This is a genomic window from Bradyrhizobium sp. ma5 (genome assembly GCF_042258955.1).
Lineage (GTDB): Bacteria > Pseudomonadota > Alphaproteobacteria > Rhizobiales > Xanthobacteraceae > Bradyrhizobium.
The window spans coordinates 3192772-3213587 of sequence record NZ_CP170156.1 but is presented as its reverse complement, the minus strand read 5'-3'; the positions used below and the strand labels follow the sequence as shown (position 1 = coordinate 3213587).

The following is a 20816-nucleotide window of genomic DNA, read 5'->3' as shown; positions in this document are numbered from 1 at the left end:
GGCGGCTCGATTGTCGGTCGATTTCAAGTTGAGAATGTGTCCATGGCGCGCCCTGGGTGACTAGCGAGCACTCAACTGCACTGAGGCCATCACCGTTTGCACAAAAAGCCGCCGAGCTCCAACACAAACGATACGCTATAAAACTTGGCGTTATCGGCGCCAATTGTGCTAGTGCTAACTCCTCCTCTCCACACTGATCGACGAGCGGATTCATGAAGATTGCAATGGTTGGAACGGGATATGTAGGTCTCGTATCCGGAGCGTGTTTTGCCGATTTCGGCCATCAGGTCGTGTGTGTCGACAAGGACGCCGACAAGATCGAAGCTCTGAAGCGCGGCAAGATCCCGATCTACGAAACCGACCTCGATAAGCTCGTCGAGACCAATACCGCCGCCGGACGGCTGACCTTCACGACGGAGCTTGCCGGGGCTGTAGGCGACGCCGATGCCGTCTTCATCGCGGTGGGGACACCCTCGCGGCGCGGCGATGGCCATGCGGACCTGAGCTACGTCTATGCTGCCGCCAAGGAGATCGGCGCAGCGCTCAAGAAGTTCACCGTGGTGGTGACGAAGTCGACCGTGCCCGTGGGCACCGGCGACGAGGTGGAGCGCCTGATCCGCGAGACCCGTCCCGACGCGGATTTCGCGGTTGCTTCGAACCCGGAATTCCTGCGCGAAGGCGCCGCGATCCAGGATTTTCGCCATCCCGACCGGATCGTCGTCGGCACCGAGGACGATCGGGCCAAGAGGGTGATGGGCGAAGTCTATCGCCCGCTCTATTTGAACCAGGCGCCGATCCTTTATACCGCACGACGCACTGCGGAATTGATCAAATACGCCGCGAATGCCTTCCTCGCCACCAAGATCACCTTCATCAACGAGATCGCCGATCTCTCCGAAAAGGTCGGGGCGAACGTACAGGAAGTCGCGCGCGGCATCGGGCTCGACAACCGGATCGGAACTAAGTTCCTGCATGCCGGCGCAGGCTATGGCGGCTCTTGCTTCCCGAAGGATACCCGCGCCTTGTTCAAGACGGCGCTCGATCACGACGTCCAGCTGAAGATCGTCGAAGCCACGCTGACCGCGAACGACAACCGCAAGCGCGCGATGGCGCGCAAGGTCGCCAACGTGCTCGGCGGCGAGCTGCGCGGCAAGACGATCGGCGTGCTCGGCCTGACCTTCAAGCCCGATACCGACGATATGCGCGAGGCACCGTCGATCCCGCTGATCAACGGCCTGATCGACTTCGGCGCGAGCGTTCGCGCCTACGATCCGGTCGGCATGGAGCAGGCCCGCAAGGAATTGCCCGAGATCGCGTACTGCAAGGACGCCTATGAATGCGCCCATCAGGCGGATGCGCTTGTCATCGTGACCGAGTGGCGTCAGTTCCGCGCGCTCGATCTGAAGCGCATCAAGCAGGAGATGAAGCATCCGGTCGTCGTCGACCTGCGCAACATCTACCGTCCGGACGAGATGGCCGCGCACGGCTTCACCTACGACAGCATCGGCCGGCCGCGCTAAGCGGCCGCGCCGGCGCCGTCTAATCCAAAAGCGCGATGGGGTTGAATCCTCATCGCGCTTTTTGCTTGTTGTCTCACGATCAACTCAGCGCAAATGCCTGGCATTTGCCGCAGGAAAATCCGCTCAGCGCTTTGGGCTCTAGGCGTGGGCGGGCGCACCGAGCTGGACATACGAGTCCAGCTCGCTTGCGAGCGCTTCCTGCCACGTCGGCATCGAGACCCCGAACTGCGCCTTGAGCCGCGTCAGATCCAGTCGTGAATTGCCCGGACGTACCGCTTTAGTCGGGAAATCGGCCGTCGCAATCGGCACGATGTTGTCGACCGCGAGCGTGACGCCACGCGACCTCAGCCCGCCGACAATGGCGGTTGCAAAGCCGTGCCAACTGGTTTCGCCGGCGCAAACCAGATTGACGACACCGCCCCTGCGCGCGAGCTGATCATGCAGCGAGGTGATGTTCGGCAGGACGATGCCGGCGACCGCACTCGCAATCGCCTGCGCCGTCGTCGGCGCGCCGACTTGATCGGCCACGATCCGCAGCTCCTTACGCTCGCCGGCGAGCCGCGCGATGGTACGCAGGAAATTCGTGCCTCTTGCAGCATAGACCCAGGAGGTGCGGGCGATCAGATGCGCCCCGCCCGCCGCCTGGATCGCGACATCGCCGGCAAGCTTGCTCGCGCCGTAGGCCGACAACGGTTCGGTCGGGCTGTCCTCGCGCCACGACCGGTCGCCCGAACCGTTGAAGACGTAGTCCGTGGAGAAATGCACCAGCGGCACACGGTTCGCCGCCGCCCATTTGGCCAGCGCTTCGGGTCCCCTGGCGTTGACCAGGAACGCCAGCTCGCGCTCGTCCTCGGCGCGATCGACGGCCGTATAGGCGGCGGGATTGATGATGAGATCGGGCTTCAGTCGCTCAAGCTCGTCCGTCAACATCTCCGGCTTCGCGAGATCGAACTCCGCGGTCGGCGGCGCGATGATGGTGCCGTGGCCTTCCAGCAGAGGCTTGAGCGCACTGCCGACCTGGCCGCGCGTTCCCGTTAAAAGAATCCGCATCAGATTTGTCCATAGGTCGGAAGATTGCTGGCGTCGGCGAGCAGCGGTGCATCCGCATCCTTGGCCGACAGCCGTGGCTTATCGACGCCCCATTTGATCCCGATCGCCGGATCGTTCCACCGGATCGAGAGCTCGTCCTTCGGGCTGTAGAAGTCATCGCATTTGTAGAAGAAGTCGGCGGTTTCCGAGAGCACCACGAAGCCGTGGGCAAAGCCGCGCGGCACCCATAGCTGGCGGCGGTTGTCCTCGCTCAACTCGACCGCGACATGCCTGCCGAAGTTCGGGCTGCCGATACGCACGTCGACGGCAACGTCCAGCACCTTGCCGCGCAGCACGGTCACGAGCTTGCCCTGGGTGAGCGGGTTTTGCAGGTGCAGCCCGCGCAGCACACCGTAGGCCGAGCGGGACATGTTGTCCTGCACGAAGGGACGCGTGATGCCGTGCTCGACATAACGGGGCGACTGGTAGGTCTCGAGGAAGAAGCCGCGCTGGTCGCCGAACAGCTTTGGCTCGACGATCAGAACTTCAGGAAGCTCGGTCTTGATTACGTTCATTTAACATTTGTTCCAGTTTGATGCGCCAGAAATGTTAATTTTCACCTCATAACAAACTTGTGCGGCGCACGCTATATGTTATGTTTTGATAATCAAACTGTGAGGGACCATGAAAGGCATTATCCTTGCCGGTGGCACCGGCTCGCGCCTCTATCCGGTGACGACCGTCGTCTCCAAACAGCTGCTGCCCGTCTTCGACAAGCCGATGATCTATTATCCGCTGTCGACGCTGATGCTCGGCGGAATCCGCGATATCCTGATCATCTCCACGCCGCAGGACAAGCCGCTGTTCCAGCGCCTGCTCGGCGACGGCAGCGAGATGGGCGTCCGGTTTGCCTACGCCACGCAGGAGACCCCGCGAGGCCTCGCCGACGCCTTTATCGTCGGACGCGAGTTCATCGGTGATGACTCCGTTGCCCTTGTGTTAGGCGATAACATTTTCTACGGCCACGGCCTGCCGAGCATGCTGTCGGCCGCCTCGATCCGCAAGAAGGGCGCCACCGTGTTCGGCTACGTCGTCAACGCGCCGGAACAGTACGGCGTGATCGAGCTGGACGGCACCGGACGGGCGCTGTCGATCGAGGAGAAGCCGAAACGGCCGAAGTCCAACGTCGCCGTCACCGGCCTCTACTTCTACGACAATGACGTGGTCGACATCGCCGCCGGCATCAGGCCGTCGCCGCGCGGCGAGATCGAGATCACCGACGTCAACAAGGCCTATCTCGAGCGCGGCGATCTCTATGTCGAGGTGCTCGGCCGCGGTTTCGCCTGGCTCGACACCGGCACCCATTCCTCGCTGGTCGAGGCCAGCCATTTCGTCCAGATCCTGGAGCAGCGCCAGGGCTTGCGCATCGCCTGCCCCGAGGAGATCGCGCTGCGCCAGGGCTACATCTCGCTGGAAGCCTTCGCGCGGGTGGCACAGAAGACCGCCAAGAGCAGCTACGGCGAGTACCTGCTGTCGGTCTACCGCTCGTTCCAGGGTCAGCCCCGCCCAGCCGAGGTCTTCAAACATGCGGTTTAAGGGATCGACGATCTTCGTCACCGGCGGCGCGGGCTTCATCGGCTCCGCCGTGGTCCGGCACCTGCTGCGAGACACCCACGCCCGCGTCGTCAACATCGACAAGCTGACCTATGCGGCGAACCTGGCCTCCCTGCCCGGCTCGACCGAGAGCCTGAACTACACCTTCGAGAAGGCCTGCATCTGCGAAGCACAAGTCCTGCGCCGGCTGTTCGAGAAGTATCAGCCCGATGCGGTGATGAATCTTGCGGCGGAAAGCCATGTCGACCGCTCGATCGACGGCCCCGGCGAATTCATCCAAACCAACATCGTCGGTACATTCACGATCCTGCAGGAGGCGCTGCGCCACTGGCGGACGCTCTCGCCCGAGAAGCGCGACCAGTTCCGCTTGCTGCATATCTCGACCGACGAGGTGTTCGGTTCGCTCGGCGACGAAGGCCTGTTCACCGAGACCACGGCCTATGCGCCGAACTCGCCCTATTCGGCCAGCAAGGCATCGTCCGATCATCTGGTGCGCGCCTGGCGCGAGACCTACGAGCTGCCGACCCTGGTGACCAACTGCTCCAACAATTACGGCCCTTATCATTTCCCGGAAAAGCTGATCCCGCACATGATCATCAAGGGGCTCGCCGGCGAGCCGCTGCCGGTCTATGGCGACGGCCAGAACGTCCGCGACTGGCTGTTCGTCGAGGATCACGCCAAGGCGCTGACCTTGGTGCTGGAGCGCGGTGAGGTCGGCGAGACCTACAATGTCGGCGGCCGCAACGAGCGCACCAATTTGCACGTCGTGGAAAGCATCTGCGACCTGCTCGACGAGGTCGCGCCGGCTGCGGCGGGCCCGCGGCGCCAGCTGATCAATTTCGTCGCCGACCGGCCCGGCCACGATCGCCGCTACGCCATCGACGCCACCAAGCTCGAGACCGAGCTCGGCTGGCGCGCCGAGGAGAATTTCGAGACCGGCATCGCCAAGACAGTGCGCTGGTATGTCGACGAGCAACCCTGGTGGCGCGCGATCCTGGAGCGCGGCTACAAGGTGGAGCGCGTCGGGCTGAATCAATAATCGCCGCTCTCTCCAAGCCGTCGGCGTGGACAGCGAACGGGAAGCCGGGAAGCGCGATGAAGATTCAACCGGATCCCATCGCGGCCTGACGAGCCGCGACCGCCTGCCGACGGTGGATTGGCAACCACCCGCCAGACAACAAATCGAGAAACCAAGGTATCCCGCCATGAACATCGCAATGGACGGTCAGGAACAAACATTGTTCAAAAGCTTCGTGGATCTCTCGACGCGCTATCTGGAATTCGGGTCGGGAGGCAGCACCTGGCTCGCCTGCCAGACCAAGAAGGAGTGGGTCATCTCCATCGATTCCTCGTCGGAATGGCTCTCCAAGGTCGCCGACGGCACGCGCGGTGCGAGCACCCAGCCGCTGCTGCTGCACGTCGATATCGGCAAGCTGCGCGAGTGGGGTTACCCGGTGGAGAAAGAGAAGGAGAGCTCCTGGCCCGACTATCACGAACGCATCTGGGAGCGTCCGGAAAGCAAGACGGCGGACTTGTACTTCGTCGACGGCCGGTTTCGCGTAGCCTGCTTCGTGCAGTGCGTGCTGCACGCCGCGCCGGGAGCCTTCATCGCAATTCACGACTTCGAGAACCGTCCTCACTACCATTCCGTGCGGTCGGTCGCGCGCGAAATCGCGCGGGCCAACAACATGTCCGTCTTCCAAAGGCCGCCAAGGATCGACGTCGATGCCGCACAAGCCCTGCTCGCGAAATACCGCCTGGAGCCGCTATAGCCGACCAGAGCCTCTGTAGCCGGCCGCTACGGTCGACGATCACTTCAGCGCACGAAACAAAGTGCTCGCCGGTTGGCGCGCCCTTCTTGTTTTTCCCGGATTTTAGGCCTGGACCAGCTTCTTCAGCTCCGGAAGAAACCGCTGGATCGTCGCGTCTTCGATATCGTTGCGATCCCGCAACGTGAAGAACTCCATCGCGCGGATCTTCTCAGGATCTCCGTCGGCGAGCGGCCTGCCGCGCTCACGCTTCTTCAGCAATTGCTGCCGCGACTTGGTGTAGTAGTGATTGATCACCAGCTTGTCCCGCTTGGGAGCCGTGCAGCGGCCACCGATCGGGAAAACAGGCGTGCCATCTTCGGCGACGTAGCAGCCCAGAACGAGCGATTGATGGGGATGCAGGTAGGACACGATGGTGTCCGGCCGAATGATCGACTTCATGATGAAATGATCCGGGAAGTCGTCCGGCGCGCGACGCGTGAAGGACTCGATGCACAGGCCCGCCGGCTTGGCGTCGTGACCGTTCGATCCGAAGTTCAGCCAATGCACCGCCACCGCCGGCGCCGACCCAACCTCCGCAAGGACATCCCTGATGTTGCCGGCCTGCGTCGGAAACAGGTACTCATCGGCATCGATGAACGCGCACCATTCCGCGCAATTGCGATAGCTGTCGATCGCGTGAGAGAATGCGCGCATCTGGCCGAATTCCCCCTCCACGAAATGATAGGTGATCATTTCGGGCCACGGGAAGGATTCGATCACGTCGCGCGTGTTGTCGGTGCTGCCGTTGTCGTAGAGGTAGAAGTGATCGACTCCGACCAACCTGTGAAAGTGCAGCCATTCCAGCAGGTCGTCGCCCTCGTTCTTGATGGCGCACACGGCGGCCAAGCCGTGCTTCTTCCGATCGACCCCGACATAGAGCTTCTTCGCCTCCATCACGCGCAGGAGGCCCGCAAACTCTCGCCGCAGGTTTTCGCTTTTCGGGGCCGCAGCGAGCGCGGAAAGATAAACGTCCTGCGCTTCGTGGGCTGATCCCATGTTGAGATCCGCGATCGCAAGGCGATGCAATATCCGCGAGTCGGACGGCAGCTGCTTGACGAGATCGAGAAGGATTGCGCGCGCTCCGGCGAAATCACATGCCTGCACAAGCGCCGCCGCCTTTGCAAACTGGAATTCCTTGTAGTGGCCGTATTGCTGCTCCAACTGCTCGACCGATTGGATGAGGTCGTCGGGCTTCGGATTTGCGATCCGCCCGGAAAAGAAATCTCGAAGCCTTGTCTCGATCTCACTTGCTGGAAGCGTATCGAGATTCACGCCTGAGCTGAAACTAGACAATGCAGGAATTTCCATGTCCAACCTGAGCCGCTCCCCACGAGATCAACAAGCAATTACCATTGGTTCGCACCACGAATTCCCTATTAGCGCACTTATCCTACAAGAATAAGGCTATAACACGTAGCGCTCACATTTAACTGTTGTAAGGTTATTTCGAGGAAAATCAATACAATAGAAGCAGAGGGTTCGCTGTCATCTGCACGAAACCGTCGCACCGGACGGGAACGATCGGAGCTCGCCAATGGACAATGGGAATGCAGCAGTCCGTAAGCCGTTCGCGCTTACAAGACGGATGTTTTTGACAACGTTATCCGCAAGCCTGCTGCCCGGCTCGCTCAGTGTGCTGTGTTCCGGCCATCCCGCCGCGGCGGCGGCAGCTTCCCGGCCGTTGGTCGGAGCGATCCGATGGGACGCCTGGTACGCGCCGGGCTCGCAGCCGACGGAAGCCATGAAGCAATCGCTCGGTCCCGAAAAATATCGTTGGCGAACGCCCTTCTTCGGAACGCAGACGAACCGCGATCCCAACGCGCTGGATTTTTCGGCTGCGATCGAGGCCGAGATGGACAAGGAGATCGACCAGGCGATCTTTGCCGGGCTGGACTATTGGGCGTTTGCCGCCTACGGCGCAAACCACCCGATGTCGAAAGCCCTGTACGCGTTCAGAGGCCGGCCAAAGGCAGCCGAACTGAAATACTGCATGTTCACCGAGCTCGGACGATGGGGATCGGCAGCCAAGCTATCCGCACTGCCCCAGGAGCACATCGGCCTGATGGCGGACAAGAACTATCTGAAGGTCGAGAACGATCGGCCGCTGTACTTCCTGGGCTTCATCAAGGGTGCGGACGTGCAGCGAAGCTGGGGCGGCGTGCAAGGTCTGCGCGCCCAGCTGAGCAAGTTCAAATCCGACGCCAACGGAGCCGGGCTTGCCGATCCCTACGTCGTGCTGGCGGGTGACACGAAATTCCTGAGCCAGGAGGCCGCCAATCTGGGCGCCGACGCCGTCGGGTCCTATGCGATCACGACCGGCAACGGCCGCGGCAGCTTTGCAGATCTCGCAAAGTACGCCGAGAAAGGCTGGAATGATCTTTCCGCGAGCCAGGTCCCGGTCGTACCCACGGTGATGACCGGATGGGACAGGCGCCCGCGTATCGAACGTCCGGTCCCCTGGGAAAAGTCGCAGCGTCCCGGCGATGGGGTCACTAACTTCTATGTCGCGCCGACGAAGAAGGAATTGGCCGGCCATCTGGCGCAATCGATCAGTTGGGTGAACAGCCGTGCGCCCGATCGCCGGGCCCCCGCGGTGCTGATCTATGCCTGGAACGAAAATGACGAAGGCGGTTGGCTGGTCCCGACGGTGCCCTGCCAGACCGATCGCCTGGAAGCGCTGCGCGAGGTTCTCAAGACGACGGCAAAGACGGCGTCGAAAAACCTCTGCTAGATCGGTTTCAGAGACGTGTGTCGCGGCTTGCGTGGGGCCGCACCGCACGCGCAATCAGGGCTCCGTTCCGATTAAGATCGGAACGGACAAGGCAGGCTTTCCCCCGATCAGCGCCAACGAAGCGGCCTGGTCCGATCGTTCGAGTCCACCGTGCGATGCTCCGGATGGTAGGGCGCATAGATCTGCTTGACCCAGTAGTTGAAGTTCGGGTGCAGCTTCACGAAGTCATAGAATGAATCGCCGAAATTGGAGGGACTGAGGCAGGTCTTGTTCTGCGGCCGCGACGAGATCGCATTCAGGCAATACGACTCCATGCACGCCTTGGTCTCGCTCTCCGCCACCTTGCTCAGACTTCGGAAGCTGTTGGTCGAGTGAAGCCGATACAGATATCGGTCGGTCTCGAGATAGGTCGGCTCGACCTTGGTGACGGCGCGCAGGGCGAAGTCCCAGTCGTGACAGTATTTGAGGTCGGCGAGCCAGCCCACTTGCCGCAGCAACTCACGGCTGAAGACGAAGTTTCCGGTCGACGCGGCAATCTGGGAATCCAGGAACGTCCATGACAGCGGTGCACCTGCAATCTGGGCCCGGTCGATTGCATAGCGCAGGCGCGTCGGAAATTGGTAGTTGCTGATCGACTTGCCGTGTTCGTCGATCGGCTCGACGGCCGAGAAGCCGAAGAACAGCCGCTCATTGGCATACTGATCGGCAAACAGCCGGACCCGCTCCTTCGAAAAGGCATCGTCCGAGTTCAAAAGGAAGATCATGTCGCCGCTCGTCAGCGACAATGCCCTGTTCCAGGTGTAGTGGGCGCCAAGGTTTTGGGGGTTCTTGAGCAGCTTGCAGGACACAAAGCGCTTTCCGAACGACCGCTTCTTGATCACCTTCTGCGCGACTTCAAAACTCTTGTCCGGCGAATGGTCGTCGACGATGACGAGCTCGATGTCGGCAAAAGTCTGCTGATAGACAGTCTCGAGGCATTCCTCGAGATACTGCTCGTGCTTGTAGCACGCGATGACCACGCTTGCGAGCATCGGCGGTGACCTCAACGTCTCACGATGATCGAATGGCGGGACCGCACGAGCGCACTGGCGCCGTCGCCGACCTCCAGGACCGCGAGCTGATATTCACCATCCGGCAAATCCCGAATCGAGAACGACAGCTGGAAGCCGAAATAGCAGTCCTTGCTTTCGGCCTTCATGTATTCCTTCACGTCGACGCGCTCGTGCCAATCGACGATCAGGCAGTACCCGCTGTTGACCGCGCTATCCAGCGCAAGCGCCGACAGAACCAGGAATCCGGTTCTTTGCCGGCTTGCTTCAAACGTATTGCCTGCGCAGATCCATCCCCGCACCAATATCTCGAAGCGCGGATCGACGATCACGCGCTCGCCGGTCTGCGAATTGATATTCTCGATGACCAGCAACGAACCTGCCGGATTGTCCGACGCGCCTGCTGCCTCGACCGGCGTGCCGCTTCTGACACGCTGCACGCCCGAATGGGTGAGGCCCGACCGGTGCAGGTTTGCCAGCACTTCGACATGCGTCGAGGCTTCCTTCACCGCCCACTCCAGCTCCTGCCGGCTCAGGCAATCGAGCAAATCCGGGCTATTTCGGATCTGCGCCGAAATCGGCTCAGCCGAAGCCACCCTTCGCACGACGTCGAGAAACGCGCGTCCGTGACGCGAGTCCGGCTCGAGATGCGCCCCCTCTGCCCACTCGTTCCAGGAATTGATGAACACCAACGACTCGGAGAAGCTGTTGCCCTTGGCCCGCAGCGTCGCGTCGCGAAGCCAGACCTCGAACGCCTCCGGACTGGACCTGGTGAAGACGTGACCGCGCGCGCCCTTGCGCGGCGTATTGTCCCAGCGCGGCATCACGGCAGGAAAGAACGGGAAATCGTAGGTCTTGCCGATCGACGATCGCATCGCATCGACATAGTCGTACACCTTTCCGGCGAAGGTCGGCGGCGCATCGACTTCGGCCGGCGGCACCTCCCGCGTCGAGACCGTGTGCGGCGGAAACTCGATCGCAGCATCACAATTGACGTCACGCGGATCGAACTCGCCGAAGGTCATCGCATTGCAGATCAGCAGCTCGCCGATTCCAAGCTCCCTGGCCCTCTCGCGCCAGATCTCGAACAGGCGCTGCTTGTCCGGCAACAATGACGGCCGGTAGACGACGATGATCTTTCGACCATCGACGGTGATGTAGCGCTCATCGAGCAGCAGGTCGGCCATGTCGTCAATGAAGCGGACATCGTCGTCCAGCGAGTGATTTTGGCCCAACAGGAGTTCGGCATCGGAGCCGTCCCACCGGCGGGACCAGTTCTCGTTTGCCCAGCAGATGCAGAAAGGCAGGTTCGGCTCGCCGTCCTCGAGCAACAGCTGAAGCGGCTTTTCCAGCAGCCGTCGTCCCTGAAACCAGTAGACGTAGTAGCAGAACCCATCGATGCCGTACTTGCGCGCGAGGTCGCCCTGCTGACGGCGCGTCTCCGGCAGGCGGACGTCATAAAATCCAAGATCGGCCGGCAACCACGGAGATTCGTGAGCCGGAAACTGGGCGCGCATGCGCGCGACGTTGGTCCACTCGGTGAACCCCGGTCCCCACCACCTGTCATTTTCTTCAAATGAATGGAATTGCGGCAGGTAGAAGCAGATGTAGCGCACCTCTTTAGTGGCGACGCCCGCCGGTCCGGCAATGGTCCTGTTGTCGTTGTTTGGAAACAGCAGGTCATCGTAGTCTTCGATCGAGAAACCCAACGCGACGACCACTTCGCTCGGCGTAAAATTCTCGAACAGCGGTATCTCGTAATATTCGCCATCGCTCAGGCTGATGCGCAGATAGATCTGCACATGCTTGGGCTCGACGAGCGTGTTTCTCAGGGCGCGCGCCAGCCTGCGGCGCACGCCCGGCGTGGACAGATCGATCCGGAATCCGGGACGCCCGATCACGCTCCGCGGACCGATGCGGGCCGGCATGGATCGGCCGGTGCGTCCCTCTTCGACACAGTGGGAAGCGATGAAGAGCGCTAGCGAAACGGTTGAAGCAGGCGACTGGGCATCGACAATCCAACCCGAGATTCCCCGCCCTGAATATTCGAGGATCGCGCCACGCAACCGCGATCCTGACTGGAGATCGCTGATATCGGGATCCAGGAACAGGCTCTGCGGATGGTCTTCCTGCTGAACCGGGCTGGCAACGGGCAATATATCCTTCGTATCCCTGACGCTCCGTTCGACCATCTTGTTCATCGCCACTCAATCTCCTGCCAACGCCTGGCGCTGGCTCCAGTTTCTTTCCCGGTCACGCGGACGTTCGATCCCGAGATCACATTGCCTGACACGTTCCAGATCGTGACATCTCGATTCTTATCGATGATCTTCACACAACCAGAGGTGCAATGAACATTTATTCCGCGAACCCACATTAACGCAATCTCTCTATCGTCGATATGAAAGCCATTGTTAGTTCTGCCTAGATTGTCACGCGGACGTGCACGCTTGCGTGCCTTCGCGCCCAAAAACAAAGCCGCTCACCGTCTCTGCCATTGCCTGCGCGCGCGTGATGTCCGCCTCCAACAATCTCAGCCGACGCTCTCGCCCATTGCCTGCAGACGACGCTGCGCGCCTTCGTTGTTCTGCTGCGCCGCCTGTCGATACCAGTGCAGCGCCTGATCGCGGTCCTGCGCGACGCCGTTGCCGGCGCGCAGCGCATCACCAATCGCGAGTTGGGCTTCGACCATGCCTTGCTTTGCTGCTGCTTCGAACCACTCGGCCGCCTTCGCCGGATCGGCGTCGCAGCCCTGTCCTCGCCCCAGCATCGCGGCGAGGTTGTACTGCGCAGTCGTATGGCCCTGGCGCGCCGCGGCCTCGTACCATTTCACGCCCTGGGCAAGATCCTGCTCGACGCCCTGCCCGGTGCAATACATCACCGCAAGCTTGAACTGCGCTGCGGCGCTGCCGCCATCGGCGGCCTTGACGATCCAGCCGGCGGCCGCCTGCGGATCCTTCAGGGCGCTCTTGGGATCGGAGTACAGCAACGCCAATGTGTGCTGGGCCTCGACATGGCCGGCACTCGCTGCGCGCTTGAACCATTGCGCCGCGGCCGGAAGATCGACCGCGCCACCGGACCTTCCCATGTGAAGCCCGCCCAACTGGAATGCCGCGGCGGAATGACCGACCTCGGCGGCATCGGTGAGCAGCGTGCGTGCTTGCGCAAGACCCGCTTCGGATGGCTCCTGCTGGATGAGAAACACGGCAAAGGCCGTCTTTGCATCGGCGTCGCCGCCCTTGGCCGCCTTGCTGAGCCATTCGGCAGCGCGCACCTGATCGCGCGGCACACCGTTGCCCGCCGAGTACAGCCGGCCGAGTTGCACGCCTGCGGCGCTGATGCCTCCCTCGGACGCACGCTCGAACCATTTGATCGCAGCCGGGACATCGCGCGTCACGCCGTTGCCGTTGAGATAGAACACCGCGATGTTGTGGGCCGCCGTGGCATGGCCGCTCTCGGCGGCGCGTTCGAACCATTTCGCAGCCTGACGGACGCTAGGCGGAACGCCGGTGCCGGTGGCATAGAAACGCCCGGTAAAGAACTGCGCCTGCGCATCGCCGCGCTCGGCCGCCTTCTCGTACCAATACGCCGCCTCGCGCAGGTCCGGCTCGGCTGAGGTGCCGAGCGCATAGAACTCGGCCAGCGCCTGGATGGCCGGCAGATAGTCCTTCCGCGCTGCCTTGCGCAAGGCGGTCTCGGCCTTGTCGAGGTCCTTGGCGACCCCTTTGCCGCTCAGCCGCAACAGCGCGATGTTGTAGAGCGCGATGCTGTCATCATGGGCAGCGGCACTCTGGAACAGCCGCGCGGCTTCTTCGACATTTTCGGGAAGCCCGGTGCCCTTGAGACACATGAAGGCGAGCGCCACCTGCGCGCGGACATGCCCCTGCTCCGCGGCCTTGTGATACCAGATCGCGGCCTGCGCGAAATCGACGGGAACGCCGCGCCCCTGATAATGCACGTCACCGAGCGCGAATTCGCCGGCCGCCGCTTTCTGCTCGGCCGCCGCCTCGTACCAGCGCAAGGCAATAGCGTGATCCTTGGTGCAGCCTTGCCCGTTGGCGTACATGTCTCCCAGGAGCGCCTGTGCGTCCGCCTTGCCGGCCTCCGCCGCTACAGACATCCACAGGAAAGCGGCGTCGAGATCCCTGGTGACGCCAATCCCGTTCGGAAACACCAGATCGTGGAGGTTGGTCGCCTTGTCCCCCAGCCGCGCCGCAGTGGATTGCCGCCACATCTCGGGCCGGTTCGGTCCGAGCGCGGCCTGAAACCCGTGGAAGTAGATCAAGCCGAGCTGGAATTGCGCCTCGGTATGTCCGTTCAAGGCGGCGCGCTCATACCACGCGACCGCGTCCGGAATGTTGCCGATGACGCCCTCGTTCCGCGCATAGAGCAGCCCGATCCGGTAGTCCGCCTCCGGGTTGCCGGCGCGCGACGCCAGCCGCCACAAGCGCAGCGCCTCAAGATACTGCCGGTTCTCGTAAGCCTCCAGTCCCCGTTCAAACTGCGATGAGTCTGAACGGGAGGAACCGGGCCGGAGCAAGTCGAGAAGCGATCGCGTCGATACCGTCATGGCTCGCGCATTGCTTCTTTTGCGCTGCGCAGCATGCCGCCGAGCAGGTACATCGCGACCGATCGGGTGCCGACATTGACATCGCCCTGCAGCGTCATGCCCGGAATCAGGCGGAAGTTGTTCGGAACATCCTTGAAGTTGGTCTGGTCGACCGAACACCGCGCCTTGTAGTAGGCATCGACGGGCTTTCCATCATCGTCGGTGGTGAAGGCGCCCTCGCTGATCCAGCGAATCTTGCCCTGCGCGGTGCCGTGCTCGGCCGCGTTGAAGGCGTCGACCTTCATCGTGCACGGATCGTTCGGCCGAACGAAGCCGACGTCACGCGACAGGATCTGGATCTCGGCTTCGAGCCGCGTCTTGAGCGGCATCAGCGTGATGAAGGGATCGCCGGGCTTCAGCACCGATCCGACCGAGAGCTTGGCAAGGGTCAGGACGACCGACGGCTCGGCTGCCGTCCAGCGGACCAGGTCCTGATGCTTGATTGCCTTGTCATACTGTGAGCGGGCCGTATCGAGGCTGTTGCGCGTCGTGACCAGATCCTGGCTCAGCTGCGCGTTCCACTGCTCGGTGAAGGCGCTGCGATCCGCCTTCAGCGAATCCAGCTGATGCTGCGCCTCCAGCAGGGTGTTGTGCGTGTTGTCGATCTGACGCAACAGCTCCAGGCGATTATCTTGGGACAGATACAGGTTCAGCTTGGATCCGCTGCCGCTTTCGGCGAGCGTCGAGCGCATGTCCTCGATCTTGCCGGCGATCTCGGCACGCTGACTGTACCGCTCGTCGTCCTTCTTCGACTTCTGGATGGTCGCCTCGGTCTGACTGATCTTGGAATCGTAACTGTTCACTTGCGCGTGGTACTGCGCGACGCGCTGGTCGTAGAGCGCCTTTTGCAGGGCGTTGTACCTGGTCGCGTCCTGATCGTTGGATTGGCCGAACGACAACGGCTTTCCGGACAATTCGGCTTCGTCGCGGGCGACCTGCGCCTCGAGGCTCGCAATCTGCAGCTTGTACTGCGTGACGTCGGCCGCGGTGAAGGTCGAGTCGAGGGTCGCGAGCAGTTGCCCGGTCTCGACCTGCTGGCCTTCCCGAACATCGATCGTCTTGATAATCGACGCATCCAGGGCCTGCAGCACGTTGATCTGGTCGACGGGAACTATCCTGCCGCCGACGCTGGTGATGACGCGATCGACGCGCGTGAGGCACATGATCGCCACGACACAGACCATGAATGCCGACAGCACGAACAGCGTCGCACGGGCCAGCAACGGCTCGGCCGCCTCGCGGATGGCATCGGTTTCGGACTGGAACTGGCGAACGGTCGCGAGCGAAGCCTGATTAGGAGACAAGGGTCGGACTCCTGAAGTTCTTCTCGTTGCGGCCCGCCGACACGAGATGCGTATTCTGCTGGTACCAGAGCGAGCTATAGATGTCGTTTCGTTCCAGAAGCTCGTCGTGGCGCCCGATGTCGTTGACCACGCCGCGATTGAGCACGAGGATCGCATCGGCCTTGGTGAGCGACGACAGCCGGTGCGAGATGATGATCAGCGTGCGCCCTTGGGCGATCCGCGAAATATTCGCGTTGACGATCGTCTCGCTCTCGGCATCGAGCGCGCTGGTCGCTTCGTCCAGGATCAGGATCGGCGGATTGACGATCAGCGCGCGCGCGATCGCAAGGCGCTGACGCTGGCCGCCGGAGAGATTGGTGGATCCCTCGTAGATGTAGGTCTCATAGCCGCGCGGCAGCTTGTCGATGAACTCCTCGGCGCCGGCCAATCGCGCCGCCCTGACGATGTCGTCGAAGGTCGCGTCGGGCTTTGCGGCCGAAATATTCTCGCGGATCGTGCCGCTGAACAGGAAGTTCTCCTGCAGCACGACGCCGACGTTGCGCCGCAGATGGTCGACATCGTATTCGCGGACATCGATACCGTCGACCTTGATCAAACCACCGTAATCGGAGTGCAGGCGCTGTAACAGCCGCGTGATCGTGGTCTTGCCAGAGCCGCTCTTGCCCATCACGCCGAGCGTCGTGCCGAGCGGAATCTCGAACGAGATGTTGTTCAGTGCCGGCGACACCGCCCCCTTGTACTTGAACGTGACGCCGGAGAATTCGACCAGTCCCTTGAGCGGGACCCTCACGCCATGGCCGGAACGTCCCTCCTCGGGCGGCTGATTCACCAGCCTGCCGACGATCGTGACCGCCGTGCGGGCCTCGTCATACTGGTTGATGAGCTGGGCCATCTGCATCAGCGGGCCGGCCACACGTTGCGACAGCATCAGAAAGGCAAACAGCGCGCCGACATAGACCGGATCGCCGCTCGACACGGCCAGGTAGACACCGAACGCGTAGGGCGCACTCACCGCCAACCGTTCCAACGGGCGCACCACCGTCTGGATGGCGGTTCCGGTCAGGCCCTCGGCAAGACGCGCCTTGGCGACGCGGGCCACCAGCACATCCCACATGTGGCGCTGCCGCGTGTCGAGCGCCAGCGACTTGATGGTCCGCATGCCGTTCAGGCTCTGGATCAGGAACGCGCCCTGTGCGCCTTCGGCCGCCAGGGTCGCCGAGGACTTCTTCCGGTAGGTCGGCAGCATCAGGATAAGCCAGGTTACGATCACCCCGGCAAAGGCAAGAACCATCAGCGTCATGATCGGGCTGAAGAAGAACATGACCGGCAGGAAGAAGAACAGCGTCGTCGAATCGAGGATGGTCCCGAACAACTGCCCGGTGAGGAAGCCGCGAATTCGAAACACCTCGCGGATATCCCGCGAAATTAGGCCGACAGCGTTCTGCTCGAAGTAGTCGATCGGCAGATTGAGCACCTTCTCGAACACGTAGGTCGACAGCTTGACGTCGAGACGCGCCGTCAGACGCTGCACCAGGTACTGCCGCAGGAACGTGAACGCCGCCTCGAACATGATGACCACGAACATGGCAATGCACAGCACGTAGAACGTGTTGTAAGCCTTGTAGAAAATGACCTTGTCGGAGAGCAGCCGCCAGAACATGATCGGCGCCAGGCCCATGAAGCCCAGGATCAGCGCCGCGATCGCGACGTCGCGCAGGATCCGCCGCTCGCGGAACAGCAATGCGGTGACGAAGCCGAAGCTGAACGGCTGGGTCTCGTCGGATATCTCATAGTCGCGCTTGGCCATGACGACGTCGCCCGACCAGATGTCCTCAAAGCGCGGTTGGTCGATGACGAGCAGCGCATCCTCGCTCGCGTTCGGATCCTGCAAGACCACCCGGGTGCTGTTTTCATCGCCTTCGAGGCGCAGCAAGACCATGTGGCTGCCATCACGCAGGCGAACGATTGCCGGCAGCGCCCGCTTGAGATGGCTCAGCCCCTTCCAGTCCAGCGTGACGGCCTTTGCCGTCATGCCCGAGGAATTCGCGCACTTCAGAAGCTCGGCGAGCGTGACTTCCTGGTCGCCCAACAGATTGTCATGGATGAGCTGGGACGGGGTCAGATGCAAACCATGCTGTCTTGCCACGATGACGAGACAGGCGAGACCCGAGGGTGGCAGCGCCTCCACCGAAGGTGCGCCGACGAGCGAGAGGTGTTTGGTCATGGAGGCCTCGAGGTTTCGACTGCGCAGGATCCGGTCTCAAGCGATATATAACTTATCACTGTTAGTTCGCTAACGCAGCATTTTCAGCGCGTGGTTCCGAAAAGATATGTGTCGGACAGGCAAGGAAGCCGGTTCCGGCCATTGCTACCAGCGGTTTTAGCCACGCAACCTTATAACATTATTTAACATATACACTCATGGCGCGGCGATCACCGTCTCCCGGAAATCGAAGCCGCAGGCTTCGAGCTGAGGCCGGATCCGCCTCTCCTCGGCCTCCGGCATGAGCGCCAGCGCGCAGACCTCGAAGTTCCCGCTGCGAACGGAGACCGTCGGGAATCCGGCACTCAGCAGCAGATTTCCCATCCGATCGCACGAAAAGCCGGTCTTGTGCGCCATATGGTGGCGTCCCTGCTCGATCGCGCCGGAGTGGCCGTAGATCATATCCAGTGGCCGGATCGGACCGGCCGGCGAGACATAGGCGACCGCACCGAGGCCCTGGGTCAGCATGTGCTGAGCCACCGCCTCCAGGTCGGGCGACATGATCAGCGCGAATCCGTCCGGCTTCAGAGCCTCGCGGAACTGGACGAATGTTGGGTGGATCTCATGGGCATAGAGATGCTCCATCAAATGAGAGCACCAGATCGCGTCGAACGAGGCCGGCCGGCACAATTTGGCAAGATCGGTGATCGAGCCGACGATGTCCGGGTTCACGCTGCCGTCGACATCGAGGCGAACCTCCTCCCACTCATGCGACGTCAGGAGCGGCTGGATCCGCTTGGCAACCGTCGTTCCAGCGCCGGCGTTCAGCAGTTTCTTCTTGGCCAATTCGAGAGCTCCGCGGTTCGCGCATTAAGCGGCTGATTTCTGCAGCGATCGTTCGCCTTGACCAAAGCTTGCCGGCGCCGCGGAAACCACGGCACGGCATCACTCAGTCGAGCGAGCCACACGCCTTTACAAAAGCTACGTGGTCCGAATGTGACGAACTAACTTCTAACATTCGTTGGCAAAAATGCCAGAAGCGGAACTTGTGATGGAGACAGGCAGATTCGACGCGGATCGGTCGACAAAGTTCCGATTATCACATTCGTACGCAAGAAGAGCGCCGTCTCAACCGGGTTGAGACGGCGCCTTCGCTTGATGCAAACCCGGGATCCTACAGCCTGGTCCATTGACCATCGTTGAAGATCAGGTATTCGATGTTGCTGATCTGGGTCACCTGGCCATTGCTGAAGTTGATGTCCAGAGAACCGTCCTTGCCCGCGGCGATATCGGTCACGTCAGTCGAGGCGTGATCCAGGAAGGTCAGCGAGTCCTTGCTGCCGCCGCCGCCGTCGATGGTGTCCTTGCTGGTCGCGTTGGACAAATAGAAATAGTCCTGACCCGAGCCGCCGACCATCGACGCCGCACCGGTGGCGGAGCCGACGAACGACGAACCACCATTGCCGCCGATCAGCGTCTGCGTACCCGAGCCGGCGACCATCGTGTCGTGGCCGAAGCCGCCATGCAGCGTGTCGTTGCCGGCACCGCCATAGAGCGAGTCGTTGCCGTCGCCGCCGTAGAGCGAGGTCGCATGCGAGGCAAAGCTGCCCGAGTAGAGGATGTCGTTACCGCTGCCGCCATACTCGGCAACAGTGCCGGTGCCGCCCACCAGCAGGTCGTTACCGGCACCGCCGTACATGGTGTCCGAACCCGCACCGCCATACAGCGAGTCGTTGCCCGCACCGCCGTCGAGGATCGTGCCGTGCGACATATCCGAGTGCGAGTAGACCGCATCGTTGCCACTGCCACCATACTCCGCAACAGTCCCGGCAGCGCCGATCAGCAGGTCGTTGCCGCTACCGCCGTCCAGCGTGTCGGAACCGATATCCTTAGGGTTATACCCCGCACCGGCAACCAGCGTGTCGTCACCTGCACCGCCGTCGAGCAGCGTCCCGAACGTCGCACCGGAGCCTGAATAGAGAAGGTCGTTACCGCTGCCACCGTACTCCGCAGCGGTCCTGATGCCGCCCTTCAGCAGGTCGTCGCCGGCGCCGCCATCCAGCGTGTCGGCAACGCCACTGGCACCACCGTCCAGCGTGTCGTTGCCGTCACCGCCCGACAGAAACGAGCCGTACCACGCAAACAAATTCGCGTAGAGCAGGTCGTCGCCGGCGCCGCCGTAGAGCTGATCGCTGTATACGCCGGCGACCAGCGTGTCATTGCCCGCGCCGCCGTCGAGAGTCTCGTTGTAGAAACCCCCGCTCAACCAGTCGTCACCGGCGCCACCATACAGGCGATCATTGCCCCAGCCACCGAACAGCAAGTCGTTGCCGCTACCGCCGTCCAGCGTGTTGATCCGGTCCAGTGAGTCCAGCGAGCTGCCGGACAGCAGAGTATCGTTGCCGCTACCGCCGTGCAGATCCGACCAGTCACTGCCATAAAGCCAGTCGTTGCCGGCGTCGCCGTAAATCTGGGTGTGGCCCACGCCGCCACCGTACACCGTGTCGTTGCCGGCCCCGGCAAGAACCGTCGTACCGCGGTTGTTGTTGATGGTGATATCGTCGTTGCCGTCGCTGGTCGCGACCACCACCGGGGCGGCGCCGTTCACGGTCAGCGTCACGTCGCTCCTGGTGGCTTCGATGATCGCCTTCAGCTTGGCGTCAAGCTTGATCGTATTGTTGGCGTTGGTTTCGATCAGAACATTGGCGTTCGGATCCGGGTTGCTGATCCCGGCGCCGACCTCGACCGGGATCGTCGCGCCGTCATCCGGGCTGGTGTAACCGATCCCCGCGCTGATCAGATAGTCGAGAATCTGTTGCCGGCTTGCGTGATCGATCGTGGAGCTAAGCGCTGCCTTGAGCTGCGTCTGGTTCAGGTTTTGCGTCACCATCGATCAAGCCCCTGCTTCGACGCGCTACATCATCGCCAAGCAAATACTCAAATGAT

The 20816-nt window shown here is 61.9% G+C and carries 16 protein-coding genes; 6 read left to right on the top strand and 10 right to left on the bottom strand.

Annotated features, from left to right (window positions below; all coding sequences use genetic code 11):
* Positions 1-212: 212 nt before the first annotated feature.
* Complete coding sequence (locus tag ACE103_RS14705) at positions 213-1520, top strand: UDP-glucose/GDP-mannose dehydrogenase family protein (protein WP_342710580.1); 1308 nt, start codon at positions 213-215, stop codon at positions 1518-1520.
* 138 nt (positions 1521-1658) lie between these two features.
* On the opposite strand, the gene rfbD is transcribed toward ACE103_RS14705, so the two are convergent.
* Together rfbD and rfbC are read right to left on the bottom strand one after the other, a co-directional pair.
* Positions 1659-2570 (bottom strand): dTDP-4-dehydrorhamnose reductase, encoded by a 912-nt coding sequence (gene rfbD / locus ACE103_RS14700; protein WP_375779999.1) that lies wholly within the window; start codon positions 2568-2570, stop codon positions 1659-1661.
* Positions 2570-3124, bottom strand: coding sequence for a dTDP-4-dehydrorhamnose 3,5-epimerase (rfbC, locus tag ACE103_RS14695; protein WP_375779998.1), 555 nt, complete (start codon positions 3122-3124; stop codon positions 2570-2572). The genes rfbD and rfbC overlap by 1 nt, the downstream gene beginning before the upstream one ends.
* A gap of 109 nt (positions 3125-3233) precedes the next feature.
* Here rfbC and rfbA point away from each other — a divergent pair, with 109 nt between their 5' ends.
* Genes rfbA through ACE103_RS14680 form a run of 3 tightly spaced genes read left to right on the top strand, consistent with a single transcriptional unit; the run spans position 3234 to position 5935 of the window.
* The gene (rfbA, locus tag ACE103_RS14690; RefSeq protein WP_223968342.1) at positions 3234-4145 is read left to right on the top strand and encodes a glucose-1-phosphate thymidylyltransferase RfbA; all 912 of its coding nucleotides are present in this window, start codon (positions 3234-3236) and stop codon (positions 4143-4145) included.
* A complete protein-coding gene (gene rfbB, locus ACE103_RS14685) occupies positions 4135-5202 on the top strand; it encodes a dTDP-glucose 4,6-dehydratase (RefSeq protein ID WP_375779997.1) in 1068 nt (355 codons plus the stop codon). The genes rfbA and rfbB overlap by 11 nt, the downstream gene beginning before the upstream one ends.
* 25 nt (positions 5203-5227) lie before the next feature.
* Complete coding sequence (locus ACE103_RS14680) at positions 5228-5935, top strand: hypothetical protein (protein ID WP_375779996.1); 708 nt, start codon at positions 5228-5230, stop codon at positions 5933-5935.
* A 102-nt stretch (positions 5936-6037) separates the two neighbouring features.
* On the opposite strand, the gene ACE103_RS14675 is transcribed toward ACE103_RS14680, so the two are convergent.
* Positions 6038-7267 (bottom strand): glycosyltransferase family 92 protein, encoded by a 1230-nt coding sequence (locus ACE103_RS14675; RefSeq protein ID WP_375779995.1) that lies wholly within the window; start codon positions 7265-7267, stop codon positions 6038-6040.
* A gap of 292 nt (positions 7268-7559) precedes the next feature.
* Here ACE103_RS14675 and ACE103_RS14670 point away from each other — a divergent pair, with 292 nt between their 5' ends.
* A complete protein-coding gene (locus tag ACE103_RS14670; protein ID WP_375779994.1) occupies positions 7560-8705 on the top strand; it encodes a hypothetical protein in 1146 nt (381 codons plus the stop codon).
* Between the two features lie 107 nt (positions 8706-8812).
* Here ACE103_RS14670 and ACE103_RS14665 read toward each other — a convergent pair whose 3' ends face one another.
* Positions 8813-9736, bottom strand: coding sequence for a glycosyltransferase family 2 protein (locus ACE103_RS14665; RefSeq protein WP_375779993.1), 924 nt, complete (start codon positions 9734-9736; stop codon positions 8813-8815).
* Positions 9737-9747: 11 nt separating this feature from the next.
* On the bottom strand, positions 9748-11682 hold the full coding sequence (locus ACE103_RS14660) for a glycoside hydrolase family 99-like domain-containing protein (RefSeq protein ID WP_375779992.1): 1935 nt from the start codon (positions 11680-11682) through the stop codon (positions 9748-9750).
* A gap of 192 nt (positions 11683-11874) precedes the next feature.
* Here ACE103_RS14660 and ACE103_RS14655 point away from each other — a divergent pair, with 192 nt between their 5' ends.
* Entirely contained in the window at positions 11875-12108 is a 234-nt protein-coding gene (locus ACE103_RS14655; RefSeq protein ID WP_375779991.1) for a hypothetical protein, read from the top strand.
* Positions 12109-12287: 179 nt separating this feature from the next.
* Here the strand turns inward: ACE103_RS14655 and ACE103_RS14650 are convergent, their stop codons facing one another.
* The 5 genes from ACE103_RS14650 to ACE103_RS14630 all read right to left on the bottom strand — a co-directional run bounded on the left by ACE103_RS14650 (position 12288) and on the right by ACE103_RS14630 (position 20760).
* A complete protein-coding gene (locus ACE103_RS14650; RefSeq protein ID WP_375779990.1) occupies positions 12288-14324 on the bottom strand; it encodes a tetratricopeptide repeat protein in 2037 nt (678 codons plus the stop codon).
* Positions 14321-15667: an HlyD family type I secretion periplasmic adaptor subunit gene (locus ACE103_RS14645; RefSeq protein ID WP_375779989.1), complete on the bottom strand. Its 1347-nt coding sequence runs from the start codon at positions 15665-15667 to the stop codon at positions 14321-14323. The genes ACE103_RS14650 and ACE103_RS14645 overlap by 4 nt, the downstream gene beginning before the upstream one ends.
* Positions 15657-17891, bottom strand: a complete 2235-nt coding sequence (locus tag ACE103_RS14640) for a peptidase domain-containing ABC transporter (RefSeq protein WP_375779988.1) — start codon at positions 17889-17891, stop codon at positions 15657-15659. Before ACE103_RS14640 ends, ACE103_RS14645 begins: the two co-directional genes overlap by 11 nt.
* Positions 17892-18086: 195 nt before the next feature.
* On the bottom strand, positions 18087-18701 hold the full coding sequence (locus ACE103_RS14635; protein ID WP_223968810.1) for a methyltransferase domain-containing protein: 615 nt from the start codon (positions 18699-18701) through the stop codon (positions 18087-18089).
* A gap of 343 nt (positions 18702-19044) precedes the next feature.
* Entirely contained in the window at positions 19045-20760 is a 1716-nt protein-coding gene (locus tag ACE103_RS14630; protein WP_375779987.1) for a calcium-binding protein, read from the bottom strand.
* Positions 20761-20816 lie beyond the last annotated feature (56 nt).